We start from the raw sequence: 23,067 nt of genomic DNA on the forward strand, positions 1-23,067 counted from the left end.
AGTCTGTATTACGATGTGAGCAGGGTACGGCGTTGGTTGATTAGGTGGTCGCGTTGGCATAACTCGCCACCTCATCAAGCACTTCAGGATGATCAATCGCATGACGATTGTCGACCGTTTGCCCATTGAGTACTTGCTTAACCGCTAACTCGACCAATTTACCGGAGCGCGTTCTCGGTACTTTAGAAATAGGGTAGATTTTCTTCGGTACATGTCTCGGTGAACATTGGGTGCGCAATTGTTGTTTAATGGCTTCGATCAGTTGATCGTTGAGCGAAGCGCCTTGTGACAACTCAACAAAAAGAACAATGATTTCATCACCTTGCTGCTTTTGGCCGACGGCGACTGCATCCGCTATCTCGGTAATTGATTTAAGCGCTTGGTAAATCTCCGCAGTACCGATGCGTACTCCGCCAGGATTGAGTGTCGTATCACTTCGGCCATAGAAGAGAAATCCGCCTTGTTCTGAGCGCATGACATCGTCACCATGATGCCAAGTATTGGGATACTTCGCCCAGTAAGCATTGTGGTAGCGCTCGCCGCTATCATTCCAAAAGCCAATCGGTTGATTTGGAAAACTGTTACGGCAGACTAATTCTCCGCGCTGTTGCATGACCGCTTCTCCCCGCGAGTTAAACGCCGCTACGTCCATGCCTAACCCCGCGACTTGGCATTCTCCACGATAGACGGGTGAGAGTGGGTTGCCCAAGACAAAGCAACCACAAATATCAGTGCCTCCAGAAATCGAGGCGAGATGCACATCGGATTTAATATGTTGATAAACATAATCAAACTGATGAGGATAGAGCACTGAACCCGTAGAACAGATTGTTTTAAGATCCGCGAGGTGATGATGTTGATTGGGCGAAAACCCCGATTTTTGCAATGATTCTAGATAAATAGCAGAAGTGCCAAACAGCGTTGTTTGTGATTGCTCAGCCAATTGCCAGAGAACATCGGGATTCGGATAGATTGGGCTACCATCAAAAATCACTAAGGTCGCTCCACTTGCCAGCGCTGATACGTGCCAGTTCCACATCATCCAGCCGCAGGTCGTGTAGTAAAACACCCGATCATTCGCTTGGATATCACAATGTAATTGGTGCTCCTTCAGATGATTGAGCAGCGTTCCTCCGACAGAATGAATAATGCACTTAGGCTGTCCAGTCGTGCCTGAAGAGTAAAGAATAAACAAAGGATCATTAAATGCTACGCGTTGGTAGGTTAGTCCTTTTGGTGTATAGCTAGCGAGAATGGATGCCCAATGGGAAAAATGTTCATTGATGCTTGGGTTATAGGCGCGCTTTTGCAGATAATCAATTTGGCAGACATTATTGAGCGTCGGTAATCGAGTCACTACTTGGGAGTTTTGCTCATGCATCTGGTGTGTTTTACCTGAAAAGGTATACCCATCGCAGCAAAATAGAATTTTAGGCTCTACTTGTGCAAAACGCTCAACCACGCTGTTAACCCCAAAATCCGGGGAAGTTGATGTCCAGATTGCCCCTAAACTGGTGGTCGCGAGCATGGCCACGACCGCTTCTGGAATATACGGTAGATATGCCGCGACTACATCTCCTCGACCGATACCATTTTGTATCAACCACTGCTGAATCATGCAGACTTGATCAGAGAGTTGTTGCCACGTTAAGTGGCGACTCTGGCCGCGCTCATTATGAAACCAAAGAGCAATATTTTCCGGCTGTTGATAGGCATAAGCGAGTAAATTTTCTGCGTAATTAAGCTCCGCATTCGCAAACCAAACGGTATCTCGACTCGGCATGAATGGCGGCCAGCGTGCCTCGCCTTGAGTTGATAATAACGTTCCACGTAAGCCAATCACATCACAATATTGCCAGATTTCACTCCAGAACCGTTCGGAAGATTGAACCGACCATTGATGCAGTTCATCATAGTGAGTCATTGCATAGCCTTGTTGATGAAGATGTTGCATGAATTGGTACAGTTCAGAAGCATGAATACGTTGTTGGCTAGGTGTCCAAATCGGGTCAGAGTGAGACATGTCTTCCTCAAGTTAGCAAATTTTAGATAACAAAAGTGTTGTATAGATTGCTGTAAAGTCAAAAAAGAAGATTGATAAACAAGCAAAATTATAGATTAAGGCATACTCAATAGGGGGGAACGCCATCAACGAATGTAAATAAATTGTTACAGAGATAAGTCAATCCAATCCTTGCAGAGGAATGGCAGATTGAAGCAACCGTGAATACGCTAAATGTAATAATAATGTTACGGAGATTCCGTCATGAGTTGTTACGTTGCTAAATCACTCAATCAACACGGTGAGATCGATTGGAGCGAAGAAGAGCATGGTGTGTGGCACGATCTTGTCGCTCGTCAGCAGTCGATTGTTAGCGAGACCGCTTGCCAGCCTTACTTAGATGGATTGAATTTATTGGCACTGTCAGCGGATAGAGTCCCACGACTATCTGAGCTTAATCATACCTTAGATCGAGAAACCGGCTGGCAAATTGCCCCCGTTCCCGCCTTAATCAGCTTTGATCATTTTTTTGCGTTATTGGCCGATAAAAAATTTCCCGCTGCAACGTTTTTACGATCTCGGCAAGAGTTTGATTATTTACAAGAGCCCGATTTTTTCCATGAAATTTATGGCCATTGTGCCATGTTAACGCACCCGGATTTTGCGGCATTTACTCATCGATATGGTCAATTAGGCAAGAATGCTTCTCCTAAAGCACGGGCTTATTTAGCTCGTTTGTACTGGTTTACGGTTGAGTTTGGCTTAGTAAAAGAGCAAGGGGTCGTCAAAATTTATGGCGGCGGTATTCTCTCTTCTCCTGCCGAAACACGCTGCGCGCTAGATAAACCAGACACGCAGCATCGGCGATTTGATTTGTTACAAGCACTGCGTACCCCGTATCGAATTGATCATATTCAGCCGGTGTATTATGTATTGGAAGAGATAGGTGAGCTTTACTCACTCAGTCAATTAGATTTAATGCATTATGTTGAACAAGCCATGGCACTAGGCTTACTACCAGCGCCATTTACTGTAAAGGAAGAAAACTATGTTGGATGAATTACGTTGTGAAGCCTGTGATAGCAACGCAACTGCTTTAACTCAAGATCAGCAGCAGACATTACTGAGTGAACTTGATGGATGGGCACTGGTGCATCGAGACGGTGTTCCTCAGTTAGAAAAAGTCTATCGGTTTAACAACTTCAAGCAGGCTTGGGCGTTTTCTGAGCAGGTAGCCAACCTTGCTGAAGCGATGCATCATCATCCTAAAATCACGGTCGAGTGGGGTAAAACGACATTAACTTGGTGGACCCATGCGATTAATGGACTGCACAATAACGATTTTATTTGTGCTGCACGCTGCGACAAACTGCCCTGTTAAGTGAATGATCACTCAGGCGATATTGAGTGTTCGCCTGAGTGATCTTGCCCCAGTTCTATCCTCATATTCCCCTTCATTCTATCTTCATAAAACTGTCATTATTGTTACACATCTAATCTTTTTGCTGTGATGGGTTTATTTTTATTATTATTTTTTATGTATATTTATCATTGACTTAAGTGTTGATTTTGCTTTTTTGGTAAAATTCAAGCTTGAAAAAGTCGCTGAGACTGTTAGTTTATAAAAGAAACTTGTTTAGAGTTCTAATGGATAATATGTATCAAACTATGATGACAGCATCGCCTTGGGTTGCATACCCAGAAATTATGCAAAACACTCAGGATGAGTGGACTTTTCGGGTTCCACACCGAACGGATGGTAAGCGAGTCCATGATCTGATAGCACAGTGTGCTCCGCTGGATGAAAACTCCGCTTACTGTAACTTCTTACAATCTACCCACTTTCAAAACACTTGTGTGATAGCCGAGCGTAATCAGGAATTGGTCGGTTTTATTTCAGCCTATCGCAAGCCGGATAAGCCGAATGAGTTATTCATTTGGCAAGTCGCAGTGAGTCCCACTGCGCGAGGTATGGGTCTGGCTTTCCATATGCTGAATGAGCTGCTGACTCGTGATGAATTGAGCGATATCAGAGTGTTAGAAACGACCATTACTCGTGATAACCAAGGCTCTTGGAAATTATTTAAAAAGCTGGATCGAGCACATGGCGAACGCGGTGAAGTGTCTACTTTTCTCGATGAGACTCGCCACTTTGATGGCGAGCATGACACGGAATACTTGTACCGCATCCCGCTCTCTCTTCCCACCAACCCAAAAGGATAAATCCCATCGTTATGGATATCTTCAAAAAGAAAGAATCAAACGTTCAATCTTATGCCAATAATTTTCCTGTTGTGTTCTCCACAGCAAAAGGAAGCTGGTTGTATACCCAAGATGGTGATGCCTACTTAGATTTCTTAGCGGGCGCAGGCTCGTTAAATTACGGCCATAATAACGCCATTTTTAAACAGGCATTGCTTGAGTACATTGATAAAGACGGCATCACCCACGGTTTGGATATGCACTCAGAGGCGAAAGCGGATTTTTTACATGCGCTACAAACCTACATTTTTGAGCCGCGTCAGCTTGATTATAAAGTGCAGTTCACCGGACCAACGGGGACGAATGCGGTTGAAGCGGCGATGAAACTGGCGCGTAAAGTGACAGGGCGAACCAATATTGTGGCTTTCACAAATGGCTTTCATGGCTGTACTTATGGCGCTTTAGCCGCCACAGGGAATCAACATCATCGTGGTGGTGCTGGTATGGGGCTATCCGGAGTGACTCGTATCCCTTACGACGGTTATGCCGATATCGATGGCCTAGCGCTGTTTGAGACCATGCTTGGCGATCCGTCCTCTGGTTTGGATAAACCCGCCGCTGTGCTATTGGAAACCGTACAAGGTGAAGGGGGGTTAAACGCAGCCTCTTACCCTTGGTTGCAAAAGCTGAGTAAAATTTGTCGAACGCACGGTGTACTGATGATTGTCGATGACATTCAAGCCGGTTGTGGACGTACAGGAACCTTCTTTAGTTTTGAACCTGCTGGTATTAAGCCAGATATAGTGACGTTATCGAAATCGATTGGTGGTTATGGTTTACCGCTCGCGATCGTCTTGTTTAAACCAGAGTTAGATGTTTGGAAGCCCGGAGAGCATAACGGCACCTTCCGTGGCAATAACCACGCCTTTGTGACGGCGGCGAAAGCCTTACAAACCTATTGGGCTAATGATGATTTTCAACAGCACATTAAAACCCGATCTGAACAAGTCACCCATACGATTCAGCAGACCATCCGCCGTTTTCCAAGCCTATTTACGCGTTTAAAAGGGCGTGGATTGATGCAAGGTATTGAATGTCAAGATGGCGATATCGCCAATAAGATTGCTCGCGAATGTTTCCGCTTAGGCATGGTGATTGAAACCGCAGGGCCACAAGATGAAGTGGTGAAGTTTTTCTGCCCCTTGACGATCAGTGAAAATGAACTGGAGCAAGGCTTAACGATTTTCCAGCAAGCGGTGGAAAACGTCGCTCCGCAGTTTATTCAAAAAGCATCCTAAGGAAAAATTATGATTGTTAGAACATTACAAGAATGTCAACAAAGTGAACGTCGCGTCGTCGCCGAAACGTGGGAAAGTGTTCGCATGTTGCTCAAAGACGATAACATGGGGTTCTCGTTTCACATCACGACGATTTATCAAAATACCGAGACCCACATACACTACAAAAATCATCTGGAATCGGTCTATTGCATGTCGGGTGAAGGGGAGATAGAAGTCGTCGGCGGTGAAACTTACCCGATTAAACCAGGTACTCTGTATATTTTGGATAAGCACGATGAGCATTATCTACGAGCCAATAAAGAGGCCGATATGGTGATGGCATGCGTATTCAATCCTCCGATAACGGGAGCGGAAGTCCACGATAAAGATGGCGTTTACCCCCTCGTTGAGTGAGCCACTGACCATAAGCAGCGTCAATGGATGTTGAACGAATCAAAGTCTATTATGCTGCTTATCACCTAACCGATATTCAATACAAGGAGACCTTATGTCTTACACCGTAGAAAAAATCGGTGGTACTTCCATGTCGGCGTTTGATGCTGTACTGGACAATATTTTTTTAAAGCCGACGAACCCGTATGGACGAGTGTTTGTGGTGTCGGCTTATTCAGGGATGACCGATGCACTTTTAGAGTGTAAACGCACCGGAAAACCGGGTATTTATCAAATGATTGCTAAGCGCGATGAACACTGGCAAGACGCGATATACGAGCTCGAACAACGGATGTTGATGATCAACGAAAATCTGTTTGCCGATCCCATGAGTCGAATTCGCGCCGATAAGTTTATTCGCTCTCGTCTTTCTGAAGCGGTCAATTGCGTCAACAACATTTTAGAAACCTGCCAATATGGTCAGTTTTCATTGCGTCATTATTTACCACAAATTAGAGAGTTCCTCTCTTCTATTGGCGAAGCGCACAGTGCTTATAACACCACGCTGAAATTGAAAACGTTGGGCATTAATGCTCGGTTTGTCGATTTATCGGGGTGGAGTGAACAAACGCGTGGCCAGTTGGATGAGGTGATTGAACGTGCCTTTGCTGATATTGATGTGACGCGAGAGTTACCGATTGTTACCGGTTACGCTTATTGCGACCAAGGCTTGATGAAGAGTTATGATCGCGGCTACAGCGAAATGACCTTTAGCCGGATAGCCGTATTAACCAATGCCTCCCAAGCGATCATTCATAAAGAATATCACCTTAGCTCCGCAGACCCTAGAGTCGTTGGGCCGGAGAAAGTTCGCCCGCTGGGACTGACGAATTTTGATGTCGCCGATCAGCTGGCTAATCTGGGTATGGAAGCGATTCATCCTAACGCCGCGGCTGGATTACGTAAAAAAGGTATCGAGCTTCGAGTCAAAAATACCTTTGAGCCGGATCATCCTGGTACGCTGATTTCAAACCATCATCAACCGGAAGCCAATAAAGTCGAGATCATTGCTGGGCGTAATAAAGTGTTCGCCTTACATATGTTTGATCAAAGCATGGTGGGTAATGTTGATAATGCCAGCTATGAACTGATGGAAATCATTGCTGAAGCGAAAGTGCATTTAGTCGGTAAAGAAATGAACGCAAATTCAATGACTTACTTCTTGAGTGGCACGAGCGACAACTTGAATCATGTCTTGTATAAAGCAGAGAAGCGTTATCCGAATGCGTCGATTTCAGGAAAAATGGTCGCGTTAATCTCGGCGATTGGAGCCTCGATTAATACCAACCTCGCACTTGGCAAAGGCATGCAGTCTTTAATGGAAGCAGGGGTCAACCCGATGGCGGCTCACTCATCCATGCGCAATGTTAATGTGCAATTTGTGGTGGAAGACGGTGACTATAACAGTGCAATTTGTGCGTTACACCAAGCCTTAATTAACCAAAATACCAGCGTGAAAACGGACGATAAAGTCAAAGCGGCTTAGTCCTTTTACCCGCGAATCATAGCAATCCAACCGCTACAGAGCTGATGACTTTGTAGCGGTTTCGTATTTTATTGCGGTGTTGTTCAATCAATCTCTTCGCTCCTTAACCCGTTGGGTTGGATCAACAAGGCTTGATTGTTAATCGTTCATAGAGGTGGTTGTTCGTCGATCTGGGCGATTAATGAATCGTTGGTTTCCAAAGATTGGCTAATCTCATGACGTCTAGCCATAACCAAAGACCAGGTATCAAAGCGACTACCCGTTTTGGCGGCGGTAAAAAAAGAGTATCTTGACTACGTTGAGGAAAAGCCATCACGGCTGGCCAATTTGGACTTGCTGCTCCTGAGGCAGTTTCCGAGACTTGTAAATGGATATTGGGCAAGGTATTCATCGTTACCCCCGTTAATACGTTTAAGAGTCAATGTAGGTTGCTTACCCATATAGATAAGGCAAAAAATACGGACTTCAAGCGAGATAAGGAAAAATAGTGTGTTTGTTTTTTCTCACCCTCACTGGTTTTACATCAAGCCGTCTTAAGGATAAAAGTGATTGAAAAAAAAGCCGCCCTCGAATACAGGGGCGGCGCAGATGATCTTGATAAAGGATGAGCGTTTAAGCTTTAGGATCTAACGCATCTTGTAGCGCATCACCTAAAAAGTTAAACGCCATGACGGTGAATAAGATAGCCACTCCCGGATAAATCGCCAGCCCTGGGGATTGCCAAATCATTTCTTGGGCATTTTGCAGCATATTACCCCATGAAGGCAGTGGCGGCTGAATACCTAAGCCAAGGAAAGATAAAGCACTCTCAAGCAAGATGACGCCACCTAAGGCCATGGTGGTCGAAATGATCACCGGTGATAGCACATTCGGCAATACGTGTTTACGGATGATGCGAGCGGAAGAAGCGCCATAACCGACAGCGGCTTTGACATATTCACGCTCACGGACCGATAAGGTGCCAGAACGCACCAAGCGTGCAGTAGTCGGCCAACCGAAGAGAGCGACAATCACAATGATCCGTAACAGGCTAATGGTATCGCCTTGCACCCATTCATCCGGTAGACCTAACTTACGTAAGTCTACGGCGGCCAGAACAATCATCAATGGTAAGGTAGGCAGTGAGAGGGTGAAATCGGCAATGCGCATTAAAATCGCATCGACTTTTCCGCCAAAATATCCGGCACAAACACCAATCAAGCTACCGATAATCGCTGTGGCAAATGCCGCTACCGCGCCAACCATTAATGAGATTTGCCCACCATATAAGAGACGTAAAAAAACATCACGGCCCAGTTCATCGGTTCCTAACCAATGGGTACTGCTCGCTGGTTCTAAGCGAGCAAAGAAATTGACGTCAAACGGGTCATGACCCATCCAACGCGCAATTAAAGAGGCAGAGAAACACAGGATCACCAGCAGTACAACAAAAATGGCACTGACTACACCGGCTTTATGGCGCTTAAATCGGTTCCAGACTAAACGCCAAGGTGAAACACTTGGCTGAGCTTTTGGCTGCTCAGGAAGCACAACATTCGAACTCATCGTCGTTGTTCCTTGACTCATGATGTCGCTCCTCGGCTTAGAGAAATACGCGGATCCAATTTTGCGTACAGTAAATCGGCCACTAAGTTACCCAACAATGCGGTAAAGGTAATCACCATTAAACCGAGCAACGCCAGATTGTAATCATTCCCCATAATGGCATCAAAAATCAGTTTGCCCATCCCCGGCCAAGCAAAAATCGTTTCGGTAATTAACGCTCCTGAGAGCATAAAGCCAATATCAAGGGCAACGATAGTGACAAGTGGGATCATCGCATTACGTAGGGCATGATGAATCACCACCCGTTTATTATCCGCCCCTTTAGCTTTAGCGGTACGAATATAATCTTGGCGCATCACTTCCAGCATGGTGCCACGCACGTAACGTGAGTGACTCGCAACGTTTAACACGGTTAACGTGATCGTCGGTAGTACCATATGTTTAGCGGTTAACCAAAAACCGCCCCCTTCAGCTTGTCCCGTTCCGCCAGCCGGAAACCAGCCCAAAGTGACAGAAAAGAGTAAAATAAGCATTAAGGCTAGCCAAAATGCAGGGGTAGAAAAGCCGACAAACGCAGTAAAGCTAATTAAATAATCCGCCCAGCTACGGTGTTTTAACGCGGCAATAATACCGACGGGGATAGCAATCGCTAAAGAGAAGAAAGTCGCGAAGCCGACTAATTTTAAGGTATTGATTACCGCTGGGATCAAGACATCGATCGCTGGTTGCGAATAGAGCCTTGAATAACCGAAGTCTCCTTGCAAAGCGGAAGTTAGCCAGTGCCAGTAACGAGTGATGAGCGGTTGATCCAATCCGTATAACGCTTTCATCCTTGCCACATCGGCAGGTGTCATGGTCGGATCGGATTCAAACATCAAATCAATCGGGTCGCCCGGCATCAGGCCAATAAGACTGTAAGAAACAAAGGAGACAAACAGCAAAACCAATAGGCTTTGAATAAAACGATGAGCTAAATAGGTTTTCATGAAACCTCCATAACAGCAATATGAGCATCATTTTTTACCGCATCAGAATGGGTCACTAATTGCGGATAGTGACAAGCGACTTGATGTTTGGCGTGGGCGAGCGTTTGCATCGCGGGTTTTTTCTGACGGCATAGCTCATCAGCAAAAGCGCAACGCGGATGAAAGGTGCATCCGGATGGCGGGTTAATTGGACTCGGTACATCCCCCTGTAGCGCTAAGCCTTTACGTCTGCGTCCCAGAGCGACCTCGGGTACGGCAGCAAGTAGGGCTTGGCTGTAAGGATGAGCAGGGGCAGAAAAGAAAGCTTCGCGCGGCGCTTGTTCGACAATACGCCCTAAATACATCACCACAACGGTATCCGCCAGATGATCGACGACCGCCATATCGTGACTAATAAAAAAGAACGACAGTTGGCGAGTTTCTTTTAACTCAACAAATAAGTTGAGCACTTGGCTTTGTACCGAGACATCCAGCGCGGATAATGGCTCATCAGCAATGATCAGCTCCGGATCCAAGACTAATGCGCGTGCGATACAGATCCGTTGACGTTGCCCGCCCGAAAACTCATGAGGATAACGGTTGAGTGCATCTTCACTTAAGCCAACCGAGTATAATGCCTCTAATACTTTAGCACGTTGCTGCTCACGATTACCCATACCATAGACTTCTAATGGCTCAGAGACCAGTTGTGAGACGGTCATACGAGGGTTAAGCGCCGAATAAGGGTCTTGAAAGACCAGCCCAAGTTGCTTACGCAGCGCTTTCATGGCTTTTTTGCTTAAGTTAGCGGTCGGTTGCCCTGTGATGTATACCTCGCCTTTACTTGGTTTTTCCAGCAATGAGACCATACGACCTAAGGTGGATTTGCCACAGCCAGACTCGCCGACAATCGCTAAGGTTTCGCCTTTGCTAATCTGCAGTGAAATATCATCCACCGCGTGAAGATATTGCTGATGGCGTCCAAAAAAATCACTGTCGCCAATTGGATACGCTTGGCTGACATTATCGAGTTTAACTAGCATGGGCTAACTCCACTTGATGGCACGCAACGCTGTGCGAGTTTGAAAGGGGGAGTGTGGCTGGCATCTGCTGGTGGCAGAGCGGTTTCGCTTGCTGACAACGATCGACAAATGGGCAGCCGAGACTGCGTTGCCCAAGTGGAGGCACACTCCCAGCAATTGCGGGTAAACGAGCTTGGCGGTGGCCAATTCGCGGTAGGGTAGCGAGTAACCCTTGGGTGTAAGGATGCTGTGGATCGCTAAACAATTGATCAGAGGTTCCTTCTTCTACCACCCGACCGGCGTACATCACGACGACGCGATCGGCAAGTTGTGAGACGACACCTAAATTGTGACTAATAAATTGAATGGCGGTGCCGGTGGTTTCTCTCAGCTCTTCAAGCAGGTCTAAAACCTGCGCTTGTACGGTAACATCGAGGGCGGTAGTTGGCTCATCGGCAATGATCAGTTTAGGCCGACACGCCAGCGCCATGGCTATCATCACCCGCTGGCGCATGCCACCAGACAGCTCATGTGGATAAGCTTTGGCGCGACGCAGTGGATCGGGGATATGCACTTGTTCCAGCATTTCAATCGCTTTTTGTCGCGCTTGTGCTTTGTTGTCTCCTTGATGAAGAAGAAACATTTCTGCAATTTGATCGCCAACCGTGACCACCGGATTTAAGGCGGTCATTGGCTCTTGAAAGATCATCGCGATGCCTTCACCGCGTAGTTTTTGCCACTGCTCGGCGGTATTGGTCAGGATATTTTGTCCGGCAAACGTGACCGAACCAGAGGCTTGCATAATCGATGGTTGCAGCCCCATTAGGGTTAAAGACGCTAGGCTTTTGCCACAGCCAGACTCACCAACAATTCCGACAATCTCACCAGCATGGATACGATAACTAATATCATGCACGGCCGGGTGACCATGGAAGGTCACCCGTAATTGGTTTACATCTAATAATACTTCGCTCATTGGTTTATGCCCCATCTTTACGCCATTCTTCTACCCACAAGGTAGAGGGGTATTTATGACCCGTTGGGCGCACGCCTTTTAGCCACTTTGGCATCACATAACTATCAGAGCGGAAGTAAAGAGGTAACGCGGGTAAGTCTTCAGCGTAAAGTGACTGCATTTTGTGGAACAGTTGATGTCGAGCTTCATCATCGAGCTCCACTTCAATTTTTTCGAGTAACGCATCCATATCAGGGTTGCTATAACCGATGTAGTTTTGTCCAGCCCAACTATTTTGTGCCGATGGGATCTGCGCTGAATGGAGGGTAGTTAATGGCGGGCTTTCTGGTGCTGATGCCCAAGCAAACATCGCGAGTGCTTGATGTTTACGTTGATTAAGCGTTTCACCAAAAAAGACACGAGCGGGTTGGTTATTAATTTGTACGCGTACGCCAATTTGTCGCCATTGTGATTGCAAAACTTGCTGGACCAATTCACGAGAGCGGTTACCGGCGGTGGTCATTAATTCTAACTGGAGTGGACGACCTTCTTTATCAACCATGACATTGTTACGCAGTGTGTAGCCCGCTTTTTCAAGCAATTGACGAGCTTTGACCGGATCGTATTGGTATTGATGTACTCCATCAAAAAAAGTGACATCGAGTGGATGAACGTTACTGTGAGCAACGGGTTGACGTCCTTCAAATAGACGATTGACCAGCTCTTCTCGGTTCATGCCGTACATCAGCGCTTGACGTACTTCACGAATGGCGAGATGCGGATTATCCATTTGAGTATCAAGATGTTCGTAGAGTAGTCCTGGCGCGTATTCGACCGTAAAGCGATTCGCGTGACGCTTCTCAAATTGTAAGGCTTGTTCAATTGAAAAGCCCAGCTCACCCGGAACGTAGTCGACAGAACCTGATAACAAATGCGCCTCAAGCGCTGCCGTGTTTTCGACGACTTTAAAGATCAGGCGATTAAAATCCGGCGCTTGACCTTTCCAATGCGAGTTACGCTCTAAGGTGATGAAGCTACCTTGTGAAATTTGCGTGATGCGAAAAGGGCCATTGTATAAACCAGGATGCGTGGGCTGGGTAACGTACAGCGTTCGACGATCATACGTTGTAGGATCTTCGCGATAGATCGCTTCTTCTAGGTGAGCAGGGAGCACAGACGGAACATAATCACGGTACTTAAAGTGCGCTTTATTAAGATAGACCTCGAAGGTCTTGTCATCCAAAGCCACCACTTTCTCCATGATTCGGTTGCTTTCTAAACCGGGAATGCCTTTGACATTAGGATCGGTCAGAACGGCATGAGACAAGAGCACATCTTTGGTGGTGATGGGGGTACCATCTCCCCAATATAAATCATCTTTGAGCTCAACAGTGAGTTTGATACCGAGTGTGCCATCTTCTCTGGTGTATTTTTCCGCACGTCCATTATCCAAAGAAGGGGTTTCTGTACATAACATACAGAAACTTTGCCAATCATGGTTATAAGCGACCATATCACGAAAGGCGGTCCCCATAATCAGCGAATTAGCTGTCATTGAATCAATCACAGGATGTAAGTTACTTGGGAATTGAGTAATGCCCAACGAAAGATCATTGGCGATGGTTGCCGCACTAAGCAAACTGCTGCTTAAAGCGACCGCTAAGAGTGTTTTTTTCATCATCACGGCTCCATGTGTAATTATCAATGGGTAATGTTGCATATTTGTTTCTTTCATTCAATAAAAGGCAGTGATGCCAAGAGAATGATTGAATCTGTGTCTAGATTTAATAAGTCCCAGCTCAAAAAGTGAGCTGGGAAAGTGTTTTTCTGATAATGAGGTTCAATACAATTCGTTATCAGAAATCATGGGTTATCTATTAGCGATTTGAAATCGGTAAACTATCAAGAATCTGATAATACTGGCCGGCAACTCGCTCAAATTCACCATTGGCGTAAGCGTTAATTAACGAGAGATCGGCTGTCCAGAAAAACTGTTGATCCACTGATTCATTGGCGTAGCCTTGAGCGACGTTGTCAACGGCAGTGAAGTACTGCTCTTGAAACTCGGATGCAAACAGGGCACGACTGCGCCAGAAGATGTTATAGAGCTCTGGGAGGCTAAACGTTAACGGATTATCACGGTTTTGATAGCGAGTTTCTTTCTTAAGCAGAGGTGTATTATCCTCTATCGCTAATGCATTGATAAAAGTAATAAACGTTTCAATCTCATCATCGCCTTCATCTATCTTAAGCTCAACAAAGCGTTGTATTAACTCAGGGTTAAGTGCTTTGATCGGGCTATGAAAGGCGGGGATAATCGTTTCCAAGATACCATTCCAAGCGGTTTCAATTTGCGTGGTTTTTGCGCGTAACTCGGCATTAGAATAGTTTTGCAGTTTGGTGGTTAACTGATAACCCTCGTTTGCTTGCAGAGCACTGGCGTATTGATAAGCCATGGTGTTGGCTTTGCTGGCGACATAACGTTGGCCATAGAGATCAAACGGTATGGTTTCACCAGCGATAGTGCCGGAACGATCTTGCTGTTTAGTCCAGCTGTCGTATTGGGCGATACCACGACTGCGCACTTCAAAATCATTCGACTGCATCTGCTCAACGGCTTGTTGTAAGATCAAGTTGGCTAAGTTATTTCGAGAGTTCTTAGAAATATTGAAGCTACCCATGATTCCACGAGGTAATGGTGGTAAAGATTCCAATAATTCGGTTTTATGCAGATTGACGGTGACCCCACTATTGATAGGGAGTGTGTAAGCATTGCCGTCTTTATCGCGCAAAGCAAGCGGAGTATTGAGCGCTTCTTTAGCGATGAGGTTGGCCATAATATTATCAAATTGTGCTTTGACACCAGGTAGATCGAGCAAGTTAGCATAGCTCACTTCATCGGTTTGACGTAGTGAATAGCGACGGGCAAGTAAATTACTGGCGAGCAATTTATCAGGCCATATCCCTAATACTGAGACTGCATTTGACCATGGAAAATCGGGGTCAAAGCCTTTGACGGAGTTAATGAATCGACCATTCACCGTTTCTGCTACAGGTGTAAATCCACGAGCAAAATCGTTAATGATTTCAGAGCTTACCGAATCAAAGCAAGATGCATCACCAATATTGTAAGTGGCAGGTATCTTGAATGAGTAGCCATTGAGCATATGCCCCAGTGATTCAACTCGATATTGATTACCGTTTTGTAAAACACATTGATGTTCTGGAGTCGCTAAGACGTCTAAAAAGAACTGTGCCGCGAGCTTTGACGCATTACCTAAATCGCAGAACCAAAAATCCGTATCTTGACCACGACAGTACTCGGGATTACTGGTTAAGCTGCTGAGAAAATCCCCAGGTTTGGCACCAGCAGGAGCGATACCTCGTGAACGATAAAGATAATCGATGCGCTCATGGTCTTCTAAGATATCACGAATTTCATTCATTTCTCTAAAGCGACGTAAAACGTAGCTTGGGTAATCACTATTGAATAAACCAGAAATACCATGAATGCCAATATTACGAGCATCATAGCTGTCTAAATGACGTTGCCATGAATAGGTGACGATTTCGGTTAAATTTGTTCCTTCATCAAAGCGGTTACAATCGCTATTGAGAGAGACATTACCATCAGTACAGAACTGATAATTGATCTGCGCTAACTCTGACAAATTATGCTGTTGTTTAATTTGAGCGAGATAGTTTATTGCGCCATAGCGCACTTGCTCATACAGGGCGTTGCGATAAGGCGATTGATGAGCATTATAAGCAATCGCATCAAACGTCGATAAGTCACAACTATACCGTACTTGTCCATCGTTGAGCTGACCACGGGGTTGGCAATCGAGTAAACTTGGGTTATTTGGATTTCTCGCACTCAAAATAAATGGATTCTCTGCATCAGACTGAGCATGCACTGAATTTGCTGGCGCTGTGATGTCAATTTTACGGCCGTAGGCAAACTTAAGGGCGGCAAGATCATATTTACCCCAAGTCGGCAGTTGATCGAGCATGCTTGGTGCGTAATCCATGATTGAACTATAAGCGGGAATATTATTGAGACCAATGGCTTTCGCTTCTTGTTGAGTATAGAAGTTCGCCTTGTCATTCGAGCCTTTAAAGTTATGACGCAACCCAAGGTTATGCCCTAACTCATGAACCAGCGTTGAGGCATAAGTTGCAACCGTAATCGCATCTGCCGCTTGTTGTTTCAATTCACTAGGAAGAGCAGACCAGCGTTTTAACTGTTTAACTTGTTCCCCTTGTGCGTTAGTGATGGTGTCAAAAAAACCTGCATCGGTTAACGGCAAGTTATCCAATAGAGTTTTAGAGGTTGAGGAAACCCAAGTGGCTTCGACAGGATAAATATTGTTTTCAGACCAAGTGGCTAAACGGCGTTCTTCGGCATGCAGTAGCTCCTCTAGGCTCATGTCATCATCAAACTTGCGAAAGATTGATTCAGGGAGGCCAGCAGACGGTCTTTGATTTAGGGCATGATCAGCGCCTAATAACGGTACCTGAAACTGGGTTGTATCCACGCGCTCAACTTGTTCCATTAATCGCAATACATTCTGCTGCGCTAAGCGAGCGGCAATATCTTGAGATAGGGCTTGCGTGCTTTGTGCATGAGCCGTGGTTATCGATTCACTATCCGATAGGTTGCGTTCAATTTGGCCACGATTGTAAAACCGCACCAAATTATCCCAATAGAAAGGTACCCCAGCCCGAGCAACTCCTGAGTATTGGTTAACATGAGCTTTTAAAATCTCACCAGTTAAAGGATGACTGACGGATGGACCATAGCCAAGTAGACCATTAGCCAACGGCTCATCGATAAGGTTAATTACATTGTAGCGAAGATCACCGGGATGAATATTCATCGGTTGGTTGTGATTCACAATCGTGATGGGTGGCTTTCCTGAATCAGGTTCAATGATCTTAAGGGTACGATTCATAAGATCGATGGTTTCTAATGTTGAGTCCAAGAACAGTTTGTTTTTTGGCTCAAAGAAACTATCACTTAAATAGTATTCAATCGGTTGGTTAGGATTGAAACGGTTGAGATAGGTCACCGTTCTGTCATAGCGGTTGGTGACGGGATCCAGAACTTTCGATGACGTGGTAAAAAAACCGATGTCATTTTCATCTTTTACAGGATACGGAATAGGCTGATAATCCGCGGAAGCTAATTGACTTTCATGGACTAAAGAGTAGTGAAAACGAGATTTAAACGCGCCGTCTTGAATGGCATCACGCAGCCCTGCACGGTTTTCCCATTTGATGTACGAGCTACGCTTATCTTCATCAATTTTGAATGTACGCTCAATTTCAAAATTGAGTACGCCAGCTTTAGGATCAAACTTCCAAGAAATCAGTTCTGCTTTGCCTATCTCAGAAATACCTTCACGAATGCCATAAAAGTCTTCCCAGTTCAGCTCTGCAATCAATAGATCTTCAGGCTTAGGGGTAAAATGTGTGTTAGCACGAAAAGGGAGGTTGGCGTCTTTGTTTGCTTCTTCTTTATTAACACAATCACCATAGCGATCTTCTTGACAACGATAAGCGGCGAAATCCCCCGGTATGGTTAAAATGTGTGAGAAATTCGTTTGTTTATCACTGCCAACGGCGTTGCTTGGTTGTGGTATACAATAGCCATTAGCATCTTTGGGGAGAGTCGCATCAGGATAGTTGCTATCGTAGTTGCGAACTTCTAAACCACGCTCACTAAAACAGACTTCTGCATAGCGGCCCATGCCTTGTAAAAAAGGAAACTGATTAATCGCAAAGCGCGGAGCGGCACCAGTGGTCGGAACGTAAAACCAGCGACCTTCTGTTTTAAGATCTTTTACCGCGATTTCTTTGATATCACGGGGAAGCGTATCATAAGATTGTTTATCTGCGCCGCATCCCGCCAAAATGGCGGTAATCGACGATGCTAACAAGAGTCTTCTCATCGTATTGCTACCTATGTTTGTTGTGTTTATTTACTCGTACACATCAACCGATTCATCAAGCACAGACGATGAGTCATTATTGAACGGATAATAATGACCCATGATGGGTTATGCCGATGAAAGCAATGAATGTGTGATGGTTTGTTATAAATCGAGTGGTGTTTGTTAATAGTTCAAACTGATACTGGCGGAGTAAATCACTCTATCTGCATCAAAAAGATCGATGTTCCCCAAGGTACCCTGCGCGGCATCGTAATAAACACCGGAGTTTGAGGCTCCGACATTAAAGGCCACATGTTGGTTTACGCGGTAACTGAGATTGACATCGCCTGCATAATCGAATGAATTACGTCGCGTACCAGCGTAGCTAATGGTATTGCCTCCCAGCACTGAACTGCTAAGAGTAAAATCGCGCCACTGGTAACTGCCAAGAAAGTGAAAGCCGTAAATCCATTCGGTTAGCGAACGTTCGCCCATGGTTTCATAGCGGTGGAAATTTTTGCGTAAGCGAGGTGTAAATTGCCAATCTATATTGACCGCTTGCCATTGGATAGGGGTTGATAACCTTAAGGCGGTCGTCAGTTTGTCTTTACGTGAAAACTCTGATGTTGGCAGGGTGAATTGAGCTTGCCAGCCAATACGTCCCGTTTCACCAAAAGTAAATTGAGACTGTCGATGTAAAGCGAGAGCCGTGTCAGTAAAAAAATCACCGCGCTCTTGCTGTAATGGACGATAAGCGCCAGTTGAAAGTGAAACTGAATAATGAGGAGCAAAGGTATGGCTGAGTGTACTGTTCCACCATAGCTTACGTTCTGAACGGTAATCATTTTTGTTGTAAACATTTGAATCATAGCCAAAAGTTAAACTGGCTGCATAGCTGGGTACAAAATCAGCGCTTTGCTCAGATTCCGATTCTGACTCTTGTGGGTAAACAAAAGGTTGTGTGTTGGCAACGGCTTGATGACTGATCATCAGCAATGACGATAGCATCACTATCAGTGGTGAAGAGTAGATTTGCATGTATTAACTTCCATGTTGCAATGTGTGTTGTGTGGCAGTTCATCATGTGTATTTCACCAGTTGTTACTCATCAATGTGAGCTAAACCATTCCTTAGTGATACCGATTCATGTGACTGTTATATTTGTTTAACATGCTTGTAACTCAACTGACTTAATTCAAGCAATCTATTTTTGGGAGTGATTTGAGGGGTGTTATTTATTGATACCGTAAAGTTTCATCTATTGAGCTATTGAACCGCAGAATATAAATAAGCTATTGTGCTTAACTGCCGACAGGTCGGATCAGCCGATAAGAATAAGCAGGTGCCAATGTCGCACCACATAAGCAAGGATGTTGTATGAGTTTCTGCGCCAATTTATTACTGCAAGCATTACGCCAAAAATTAAAAGAGAAAAATGTCACTTATAGCGAGTTGTCGGAGAGAATTAATGTTCCGGTATCAACACTGAAACGCCATTTTCATAGTCAATCAATCAGTCTCGATAAACTGCTTGAATACGCTTCAATACTGGATACTAACCTTGAAGAGTTGGTTCGCTTAGCGGGTGAAATTCATACTGATACTTTGGATTTAAGTGGCGAAAAGCGAGATGAGCTTTTCTTTGAATATCCGTTTCTTTATGACTTCTTTAACGAAATTCGAGTAAAGGGCAAACCCGTCGAACAGGTCAAACAGGAAAACCAGCTTTCCGATCAAAGTGTCTATGTTTATTTGCGGGCATTAGAGGTAATGGGGCTGATTGAGATTAAGCCGCACAACTCGGGGATCAATTATCTGACGCCTCCTTACTACTCATTTCATGAAGGTTCAAAACTGGATCAACTGTTTACGAGCAAGTTAAAACAGGATGTTTTCACTAACTGCCATATTCCTCAGCTTGGCTTATGTCGAGTAACGTTGACGAATGAGCAAACGAAACAGTTAGCGGATCTGTTGTATGAGAAGATACAACAGTTTCATTTTCAAAATAACAAACTGAAAAACAGAGAAGCACTGCGGAAAAACCTTTTATTTGCGGTCACTGAAGGAAACGGTTTTTGGTTATCGGAAGGGATAAAAGAGATAGAGCCTGCATTTTTGAAAACATTATCTACGCGAATAGGTTAATGGGGATCAAGATGAAGTATTTACTCTAGGCCAAGGTTGCTAATAAAATAATGTTTTATTGATAAGTCTTTGTTTATTAATGATAAACAGGCTATAGCATACAGGTGTGCGCTCGAAAGTGTTTGCGGATTAGTGTGAAGTGTCTCAAAATTAACGAATTAGCAGTGTTTCTTTGTTAGGAATGAGGTTCTGATGAAAGTGAGCGATCTTTTAAAGCATCGTGCTGAAAATTTAGTCAAGACTACGGAATTTAAGCAATGGATGTCGCCAGTGGTACGTGAGTACTGGGATGGTTTTTTAGATAGAGCGAACAGTCGTCAGCTTTTTTCGTGGGTGAAAGAGTTTCATCAGCCAGCGAATGAAGATACTCAGTTGCCCGCTGAAATCGTTTTAAAACCAGAAGCACAGGCGCTTTATCATGAATTGACGGATAAGTTAGGTGAAGTTATCCACACTGGGCAGTGGTTAGCCGTCGATCAACAGCGTATTAATCAATTTGCTGACGTTACCGAGGATCAGCAGTGGATTCATACCGATCCAGAGCGAGCCGCTGTAGAGTCTCCATTTAAAACCACTATTGCCCATGGTTTTTTAACCTTATCTCTGTTACCAAAACTGACCGATAGCGTTGATGCCAATCAACCGCTTTTTCCGACCGCGAAAATGGTCGTCAATATTGGTTTGAATTCAGTGCGATTCCCTTATCCAGTCAAAGCAGGAAATCGTCTTCGCGCTGTCAGTACTTTACTCAAAGTGACGCCAGTGAAAAAAGGTTTAGAGATTGAACGCGAAATCAAAGTAGAAATAGAAGGCGTACGTCGCCCAGCATGCGTGGTGGTTTCGGTCATTCAACTGCACTTTTAATTCTACCTGTATGAGAGTGATAAAAAGGGGAAGCCGATGCTTCCCCTTAGTTTTTATACCGATTTAGTTTTTAGACTGATTCGGCGCCGGTGTCATCGGTCAGCGTTGCTAGCTCAGCAAAGGTTTGGGTTGGTTTCGCAACAATACTCCGATTGTCTTGATTAACCTCGGTTAAGACGACTTCTAATGTATCAGCGAGTCGATAGGTAGGCTGATCATCAATCGCTAAGACGCCTTGCTCACTATGGCAGACGATTCGCTCTTTATTGTCGACAATGAGTGTGGCCGGAATGAAAGCACTTGCGCCATTTTCGAGTAAGCGAACTCGCATTCCCGCTCGGTTAATATCAAAAATTTCAGCAGTAAAGCGGGTCTGTTTGCTCGGCTCTTCGGCAAGAGTGCGTGTATAGAGCCAGTCGGCAACATTTCTCTCGGCTATTTTATGATGCTTACGGTGAATGGCTAGCTCTTCACCCAATTGCTCATCAGGCCATTGTTCGGGATCTTTACCGAGAATATGGGCTTTTAACAGACGATGGTTCACCATATCACCATACTTACGGATCGGTGATGTCCATGTCGCATAGATATCCAGCCCCATTGCGAAATGAGGCAAAGGCTGATTGCCAATTTCACTGTAGCTTTGCCATTTACGTAGGCGATTATCCAGATAAGCGGTCGGTTGGCTGGCCAACCAGCGTCGTAAGGCAGAAAATCCTTCTAGACTGGTCAGTGAAGCTTCATCAAACTCAGCGCCGTGTTCTTTGATAAGCGCAATAACATCGGTAATTTTATCGTTTTTAAACCCGGCATGAGTGTTAAATACGCCCGTTGAAAAAGACGATTGCAGTATTTTACCTGCACAAATATTGGCGGTGATCATCGCTTCTTCAACGAGGCGATTCGCGCTACGACGCTTATCGGCGTGAATAGCAATAACATCATTATCTTCGCTGAGTTCAAAGCGATAATCTGGCCTTTCTGGGAATACCACCGCATGAGTTTCACGCCATTGGGCACGAGCTTGAGAAAAGGCATACAGATCTCGGACAACTTGCGCAATTTCAGAACTTGGTTGCCATTGAGATTCACCGGTTTCTAACCAGTCTGATACTTCATCATAGATAAGACGTGCTTGTGATCGGATATAAGCTGCAAAAAAACGAATATTCTCACTATTAATCACGCCGTCTTTATCGACCGTTAAGGTACAGCACAGAGCCGGGCGAGTTTCATTTTCGATCAGTGAGCAAAGATTATCCGCTAATTCCCGCGGTAACATAGGAATATTGCGCCCAGGAAGATAGATAGTAAATCCACGCTCGCGTGCGACGTTATCCATACTGTCATTAGCGGCTATATACGCAGTGGGATCGGCTATCGCTATCGTGACATCAAATCCGCCATCTTGGCGCTGAATCGCGTATAACGCATCGTCCATGTCTTTGGTTGATTTGCCATCGATAGTTACAAACGGTACATGGGTTAAATCGATACGCTGCAAAGCAGAATCATCGTTCAGTGACCAATGCTCCAAACCGGGAGGTTCACAGTTGGGTAAATCATTTTCTGCTAAGGTAACCCACCATGGGGCAATTTTATCCTCAGCATCGGTAATTTTTTGAGTGATTTCAACCAAAAAACCGGTATCGCCTTTGAGTGGATGACCGATTAACTTCGCGACGACCCAATCACCTTCCTGCATTTCTTGTGGATTAATGCCTTTTTGGGTTTTGGCTCGCAGGGGGAGTTTCTTCAGTTGCGGATGATCAGGGACAACGTTTATTTTACCTTTATGAATTTTTATACGGCCAATAAAACGCGTTAATGACGGCTCTAACAATTCTTGTGGTTCAGCAACTTCACGCTCATTTTCGGTGCGAATGATTGCCACGACTTTATCACCGTGTAGGCATTTTTTCATATAGGGTGGTGGGATAAAGACACTGTTTTTGCTATCTATTTCAAGAAAGCCAAAGCCTTTTTCGGTCGATTTAATCTGACCTTCTTTTTTGGGTAGGTTTTCTTGAATTTGTTGTTTGAGTTGAGCAAGAAGTGGATTGTCTTGAAACATGTTTAATTGTAACCCTTTAATTCTTAAAGTGCGATTGGGTTCCCTGTCACTGCCTAAAAGCGATTCTGTGAATGTTAAATAGGTGGTTTATTCGTGGGGAAGTTTTGTCAATCTGCCATGGTCTACATGGTACTT

The 23,067-nt window shown here is 44.9% G+C and carries 18 protein-coding genes; 8 read left to right on the forward strand and 10 right to left on the reverse strand.

What is annotated here, in order from left to right:
* Window positions 1-40: 40 nt before the first annotated feature.
* Window positions 41-2,023: an acetoacetate--CoA ligase gene (locus FKN88_RS09095; RefSeq protein ID WP_154170944.1), complete on the reverse strand. Its 1,983-nt coding sequence runs from the start codon at window positions 2,021-2,023 to the stop codon at window positions 41-43.
* Between the two features lie 243 nt (window positions 2,024-2,266).
* Between FKN88_RS09095 and phhA the strand changes: the two genes are divergently transcribed.
* The 6 genes from phhA to FKN88_RS09125 all read left to right on the forward strand — a co-directional run bounded on the left by phhA (window position 2,267) and on the right by FKN88_RS09125 (window position 7,423).
* Entirely contained in the window at window positions 2,267-3,061 is a 795-nt protein-coding gene (phhA, locus tag FKN88_RS09100; protein ID WP_154170945.1) for a phenylalanine 4-monooxygenase, read from the forward strand.
* Window positions 3,051-3,383 carry a 4a-hydroxytetrahydrobiopterin dehydratase gene (locus tag FKN88_RS09105; RefSeq protein ID WP_154170946.1) on the forward strand — a complete coding sequence of 111 codons (333 nt, stop codon included), beginning with the start codon at window positions 3,051-3,053 and terminating at the stop codon, window positions 3,381-3,383. Before phhA ends, FKN88_RS09105 begins: the two co-directional genes overlap by 11 nt.
* A gap of 287 nt (window positions 3,384-3,670) precedes the next feature.
* Window positions 3,671-4,225, forward strand: coding sequence for a diaminobutyrate acetyltransferase (gene ectA / locus FKN88_RS09110; protein WP_199244869.1), 555 nt, complete (start codon window positions 3,671-3,673; stop codon window positions 4,223-4,225).
* A gap of 11 nt (window positions 4,226-4,236) precedes the next feature.
* Window positions 4,237-5,502: a diaminobutyrate--2-oxoglutarate transaminase gene (ectB, locus tag FKN88_RS09115; protein WP_154170947.1), complete on the forward strand. Its 1,266-nt coding sequence runs from the start codon at window positions 4,237-4,239 to the stop codon at window positions 5,500-5,502.
* Between the two features lie 9 nt (window positions 5,503-5,511).
* Complete coding sequence (locus tag FKN88_RS09120) at window positions 5,512-5,898, forward strand: ectoine synthase (RefSeq protein WP_154170948.1); 387 nt, start codon at window positions 5,512-5,514, stop codon at window positions 5,896-5,898.
* Between the two features lie 94 nt (window positions 5,899-5,992).
* A complete protein-coding gene (locus FKN88_RS09125; protein ID WP_154170949.1) occupies window positions 5,993-7,423 on the forward strand; it encodes an aspartate kinase in 1,431 nt (476 codons plus the stop codon).
* Between the two features lie 178 nt (window positions 7,424-7,601).
* Here FKN88_RS09125 and FKN88_RS09130 read toward each other — a convergent pair whose 3' ends face one another.
* From FKN88_RS09130 to FKN88_RS09165, 8 genes are all read right to left on the reverse strand, one after another.
* Complete coding sequence (locus FKN88_RS09130; protein ID WP_154170950.1) at window positions 7,602-7,814, reverse strand: hypothetical protein; 213 nt, start codon at window positions 7,812-7,814, stop codon at window positions 7,602-7,604.
* 221 nt (window positions 7,815-8,035) lie between these two features.
* A complete protein-coding gene (locus FKN88_RS09135) occupies window positions 8,036-8,968 on the reverse strand; it encodes an ABC transporter permease (protein ID WP_158137414.1) in 933 nt (310 codons plus the stop codon).
* A 17-nt stretch (window positions 8,969-8,985) separates the two neighbouring features.
* Window positions 8,986-9,954, reverse strand: coding sequence for an ABC transporter permease (locus FKN88_RS09140; RefSeq protein ID WP_158145111.1), 969 nt, complete (start codon window positions 9,952-9,954; stop codon window positions 8,986-8,988).
* Window positions 9,951-10,976: an ABC transporter ATP-binding protein gene (locus FKN88_RS09145; RefSeq protein WP_158137041.1), complete on the reverse strand. Its 1,026-nt coding sequence runs from the start codon at window positions 10,974-10,976 to the stop codon at window positions 9,951-9,953. The genes FKN88_RS09140 and FKN88_RS09145 overlap by 4 nt, the downstream gene beginning before the upstream one ends.
* Window positions 10,966-11,931, reverse strand: coding sequence for an ABC transporter ATP-binding protein (locus FKN88_RS09150; protein ID WP_154170951.1), 966 nt, complete (start codon window positions 11,929-11,931; stop codon window positions 10,966-10,968). The genes FKN88_RS09145 and FKN88_RS09150 overlap by 11 nt, the downstream gene beginning before the upstream one ends.
* A gap of 4 nt (window positions 11,932-11,935) precedes the next feature.
* Complete coding sequence (locus FKN88_RS09155; protein ID WP_306687457.1) at window positions 11,936-13,588, reverse strand: peptide ABC transporter substrate-binding protein; 1,653 nt, start codon at window positions 13,586-13,588, stop codon at window positions 11,936-11,938.
* 199 nt (window positions 13,589-13,787) lie between these two features.
* Entirely contained in the window at window positions 13,788-17,864 is a 4,077-nt protein-coding gene (locus FKN88_RS09160; RefSeq protein ID WP_154170952.1) for a zinc-dependent metalloprotease, read from the reverse strand.
* 165 nt (window positions 17,865-18,029) lie between these two features.
* Window positions 18,030-18,884, reverse strand: a complete 855-nt coding sequence (locus FKN88_RS09165; RefSeq protein WP_154170953.1) for a hypothetical protein — start codon at window positions 18,882-18,884, stop codon at window positions 18,030-18,032.
* 339 nt (window positions 18,885-19,223) lie between these two features.
* Here FKN88_RS09165 and FKN88_RS09170 point away from each other — a divergent pair, with 339 nt between their 5' ends.
* Window positions 19,224-19,994, forward strand: coding sequence for a helix-turn-helix transcriptional regulator (locus tag FKN88_RS09170; protein WP_004397129.1), 771 nt, complete (start codon window positions 19,224-19,226; stop codon window positions 19,992-19,994).
* A gap of 192 nt (window positions 19,995-20,186) precedes the next feature.
* On the forward strand, window positions 20,187-20,858 hold the full coding sequence (locus tag FKN88_RS09175; RefSeq protein WP_154170954.1) for a MaoC family dehydratase: 672 nt from the start codon (window positions 20,187-20,189) through the stop codon (window positions 20,856-20,858).
* Between the two features lie 70 nt (window positions 20,859-20,928).
* Here the strand turns inward: FKN88_RS09175 and rnb are convergent, their stop codons facing one another.
* The gene (gene rnb / locus FKN88_RS09180; protein ID WP_154170955.1) at window positions 20,929-22,932 is read right to left on the reverse strand and encodes an exoribonuclease II; all 2,004 of its coding nucleotides are present in this window, start codon (window positions 22,930-22,932) and stop codon (window positions 20,929-20,931) included.
* Window positions 22,933-23,067: the final 135 nt, after the last annotated feature.

Source organism: Vibrio sp. 2017_1457_13, assembly GCF_030851525.1.
Taxonomy (GTDB): domain Bacteria; phylum Pseudomonadota; class Gammaproteobacteria; order Enterobacterales; family Vibrionaceae; genus Vibrio; species Vibrio metschnikovii.

Coding starts and splice junctions, on each gene's coding strand:
- ectB (WP_154170947.1), top strand. CDS start 4,237: ATGGATATCTTCAAAAAGAAAGAATCAAACGTTCAATCTTATGCCAAT.
- FKN88_RS09135 (WP_158137414.1), bottom strand. CDS start 8,968: ATGAGTTCGAATGTTGTGCTTCCTGAGCAGCCAAAAGCTCAGCCAAGT.
- FKN88_RS09120 (WP_154170948.1), top strand. CDS start 5,512: ATGATTGTTAGAACATTACAAGAATGTCAACAAAGTGAACGTCGCGTC.
- FKN88_RS09095 (WP_154170944.1), bottom strand. CDS start 2,023: ATGTCTCACTCTGACCCGATTTGGACACCTAGCCAACAACGTATTCAT.
- rnb (WP_154170955.1), bottom strand. CDS start 22,932: ATGTTTCAAGACAATCCACTTCTTGCTCAACTCAAACAACAAATTCAA.
- FKN88_RS09165 (WP_154170953.1), bottom strand. CDS start 18,884: ATGCAAATCTACTCTTCACCACTGATAGTGATGCTATCGTCATTGCTG.
- FKN88_RS09175 (WP_154170954.1), top strand. CDS start 20,187: ATGAAAGTGAGCGATCTTTTAAAGCATCGTGCTGAAAATTTAGTCAAG.
- FKN88_RS09155 (WP_306687457.1), bottom strand. CDS start 13,588: ATGAAAAAAACACTCTTAGCGGTCGCTTTAAGCAGCAGTTTGCTTAGT.
- FKN88_RS09125 (WP_154170949.1), top strand. CDS start 5,993: ATGTCTTACACCGTAGAAAAAATCGGTGGTACTTCCATGTCGGCGTTT.
- FKN88_RS09105 (WP_154170946.1), top strand. CDS start 3,051: ATGTTGGATGAATTACGTTGTGAAGCCTGTGATAGCAACGCAACTGCT.
- FKN88_RS09160 (WP_154170952.1), bottom strand. CDS start 17,864: ATGAGAAGACTCTTGTTAGCATCGTCGATTACCGCCATTTTGGCGGGA.
- ectA (WP_199244869.1), top strand. CDS start 3,671: ATGATGACAGCATCGCCTTGGGTTGCATACCCAGAAATTATGCAAAAC.
- FKN88_RS09145 (WP_158137041.1), bottom strand. CDS start 10,976: ATGCTAGTTAAACTCGATAATGTCAGCCAAGCGTATCCAATTGGCGAC.
- FKN88_RS09130 (WP_154170950.1), bottom strand. CDS start 7,814: ATGAATACCTTGCCCAATATCCATTTACAAGTCTCGGAAACTGCCTCA.
- FKN88_RS09140 (WP_158145111.1), bottom strand. CDS start 9,954: ATGAAAACCTATTTAGCTCATCGTTTTATTCAAAGCCTATTGGTTTTG.
- FKN88_RS09150 (WP_154170951.1), bottom strand. CDS start 11,931: ATGAGCGAAGTATTATTAGATGTAAACCAATTACGGGTGACCTTCCAT.
- FKN88_RS09170 (WP_004397129.1), top strand. CDS start 19,224: ATGAGTTTCTGCGCCAATTTATTACTGCAAGCATTACGCCAAAAATTA.
- phhA (WP_154170945.1), top strand. CDS start 2,267: ATGAGTTGTTACGTTGCTAAATCACTCAATCAACACGGTGAGATCGAT.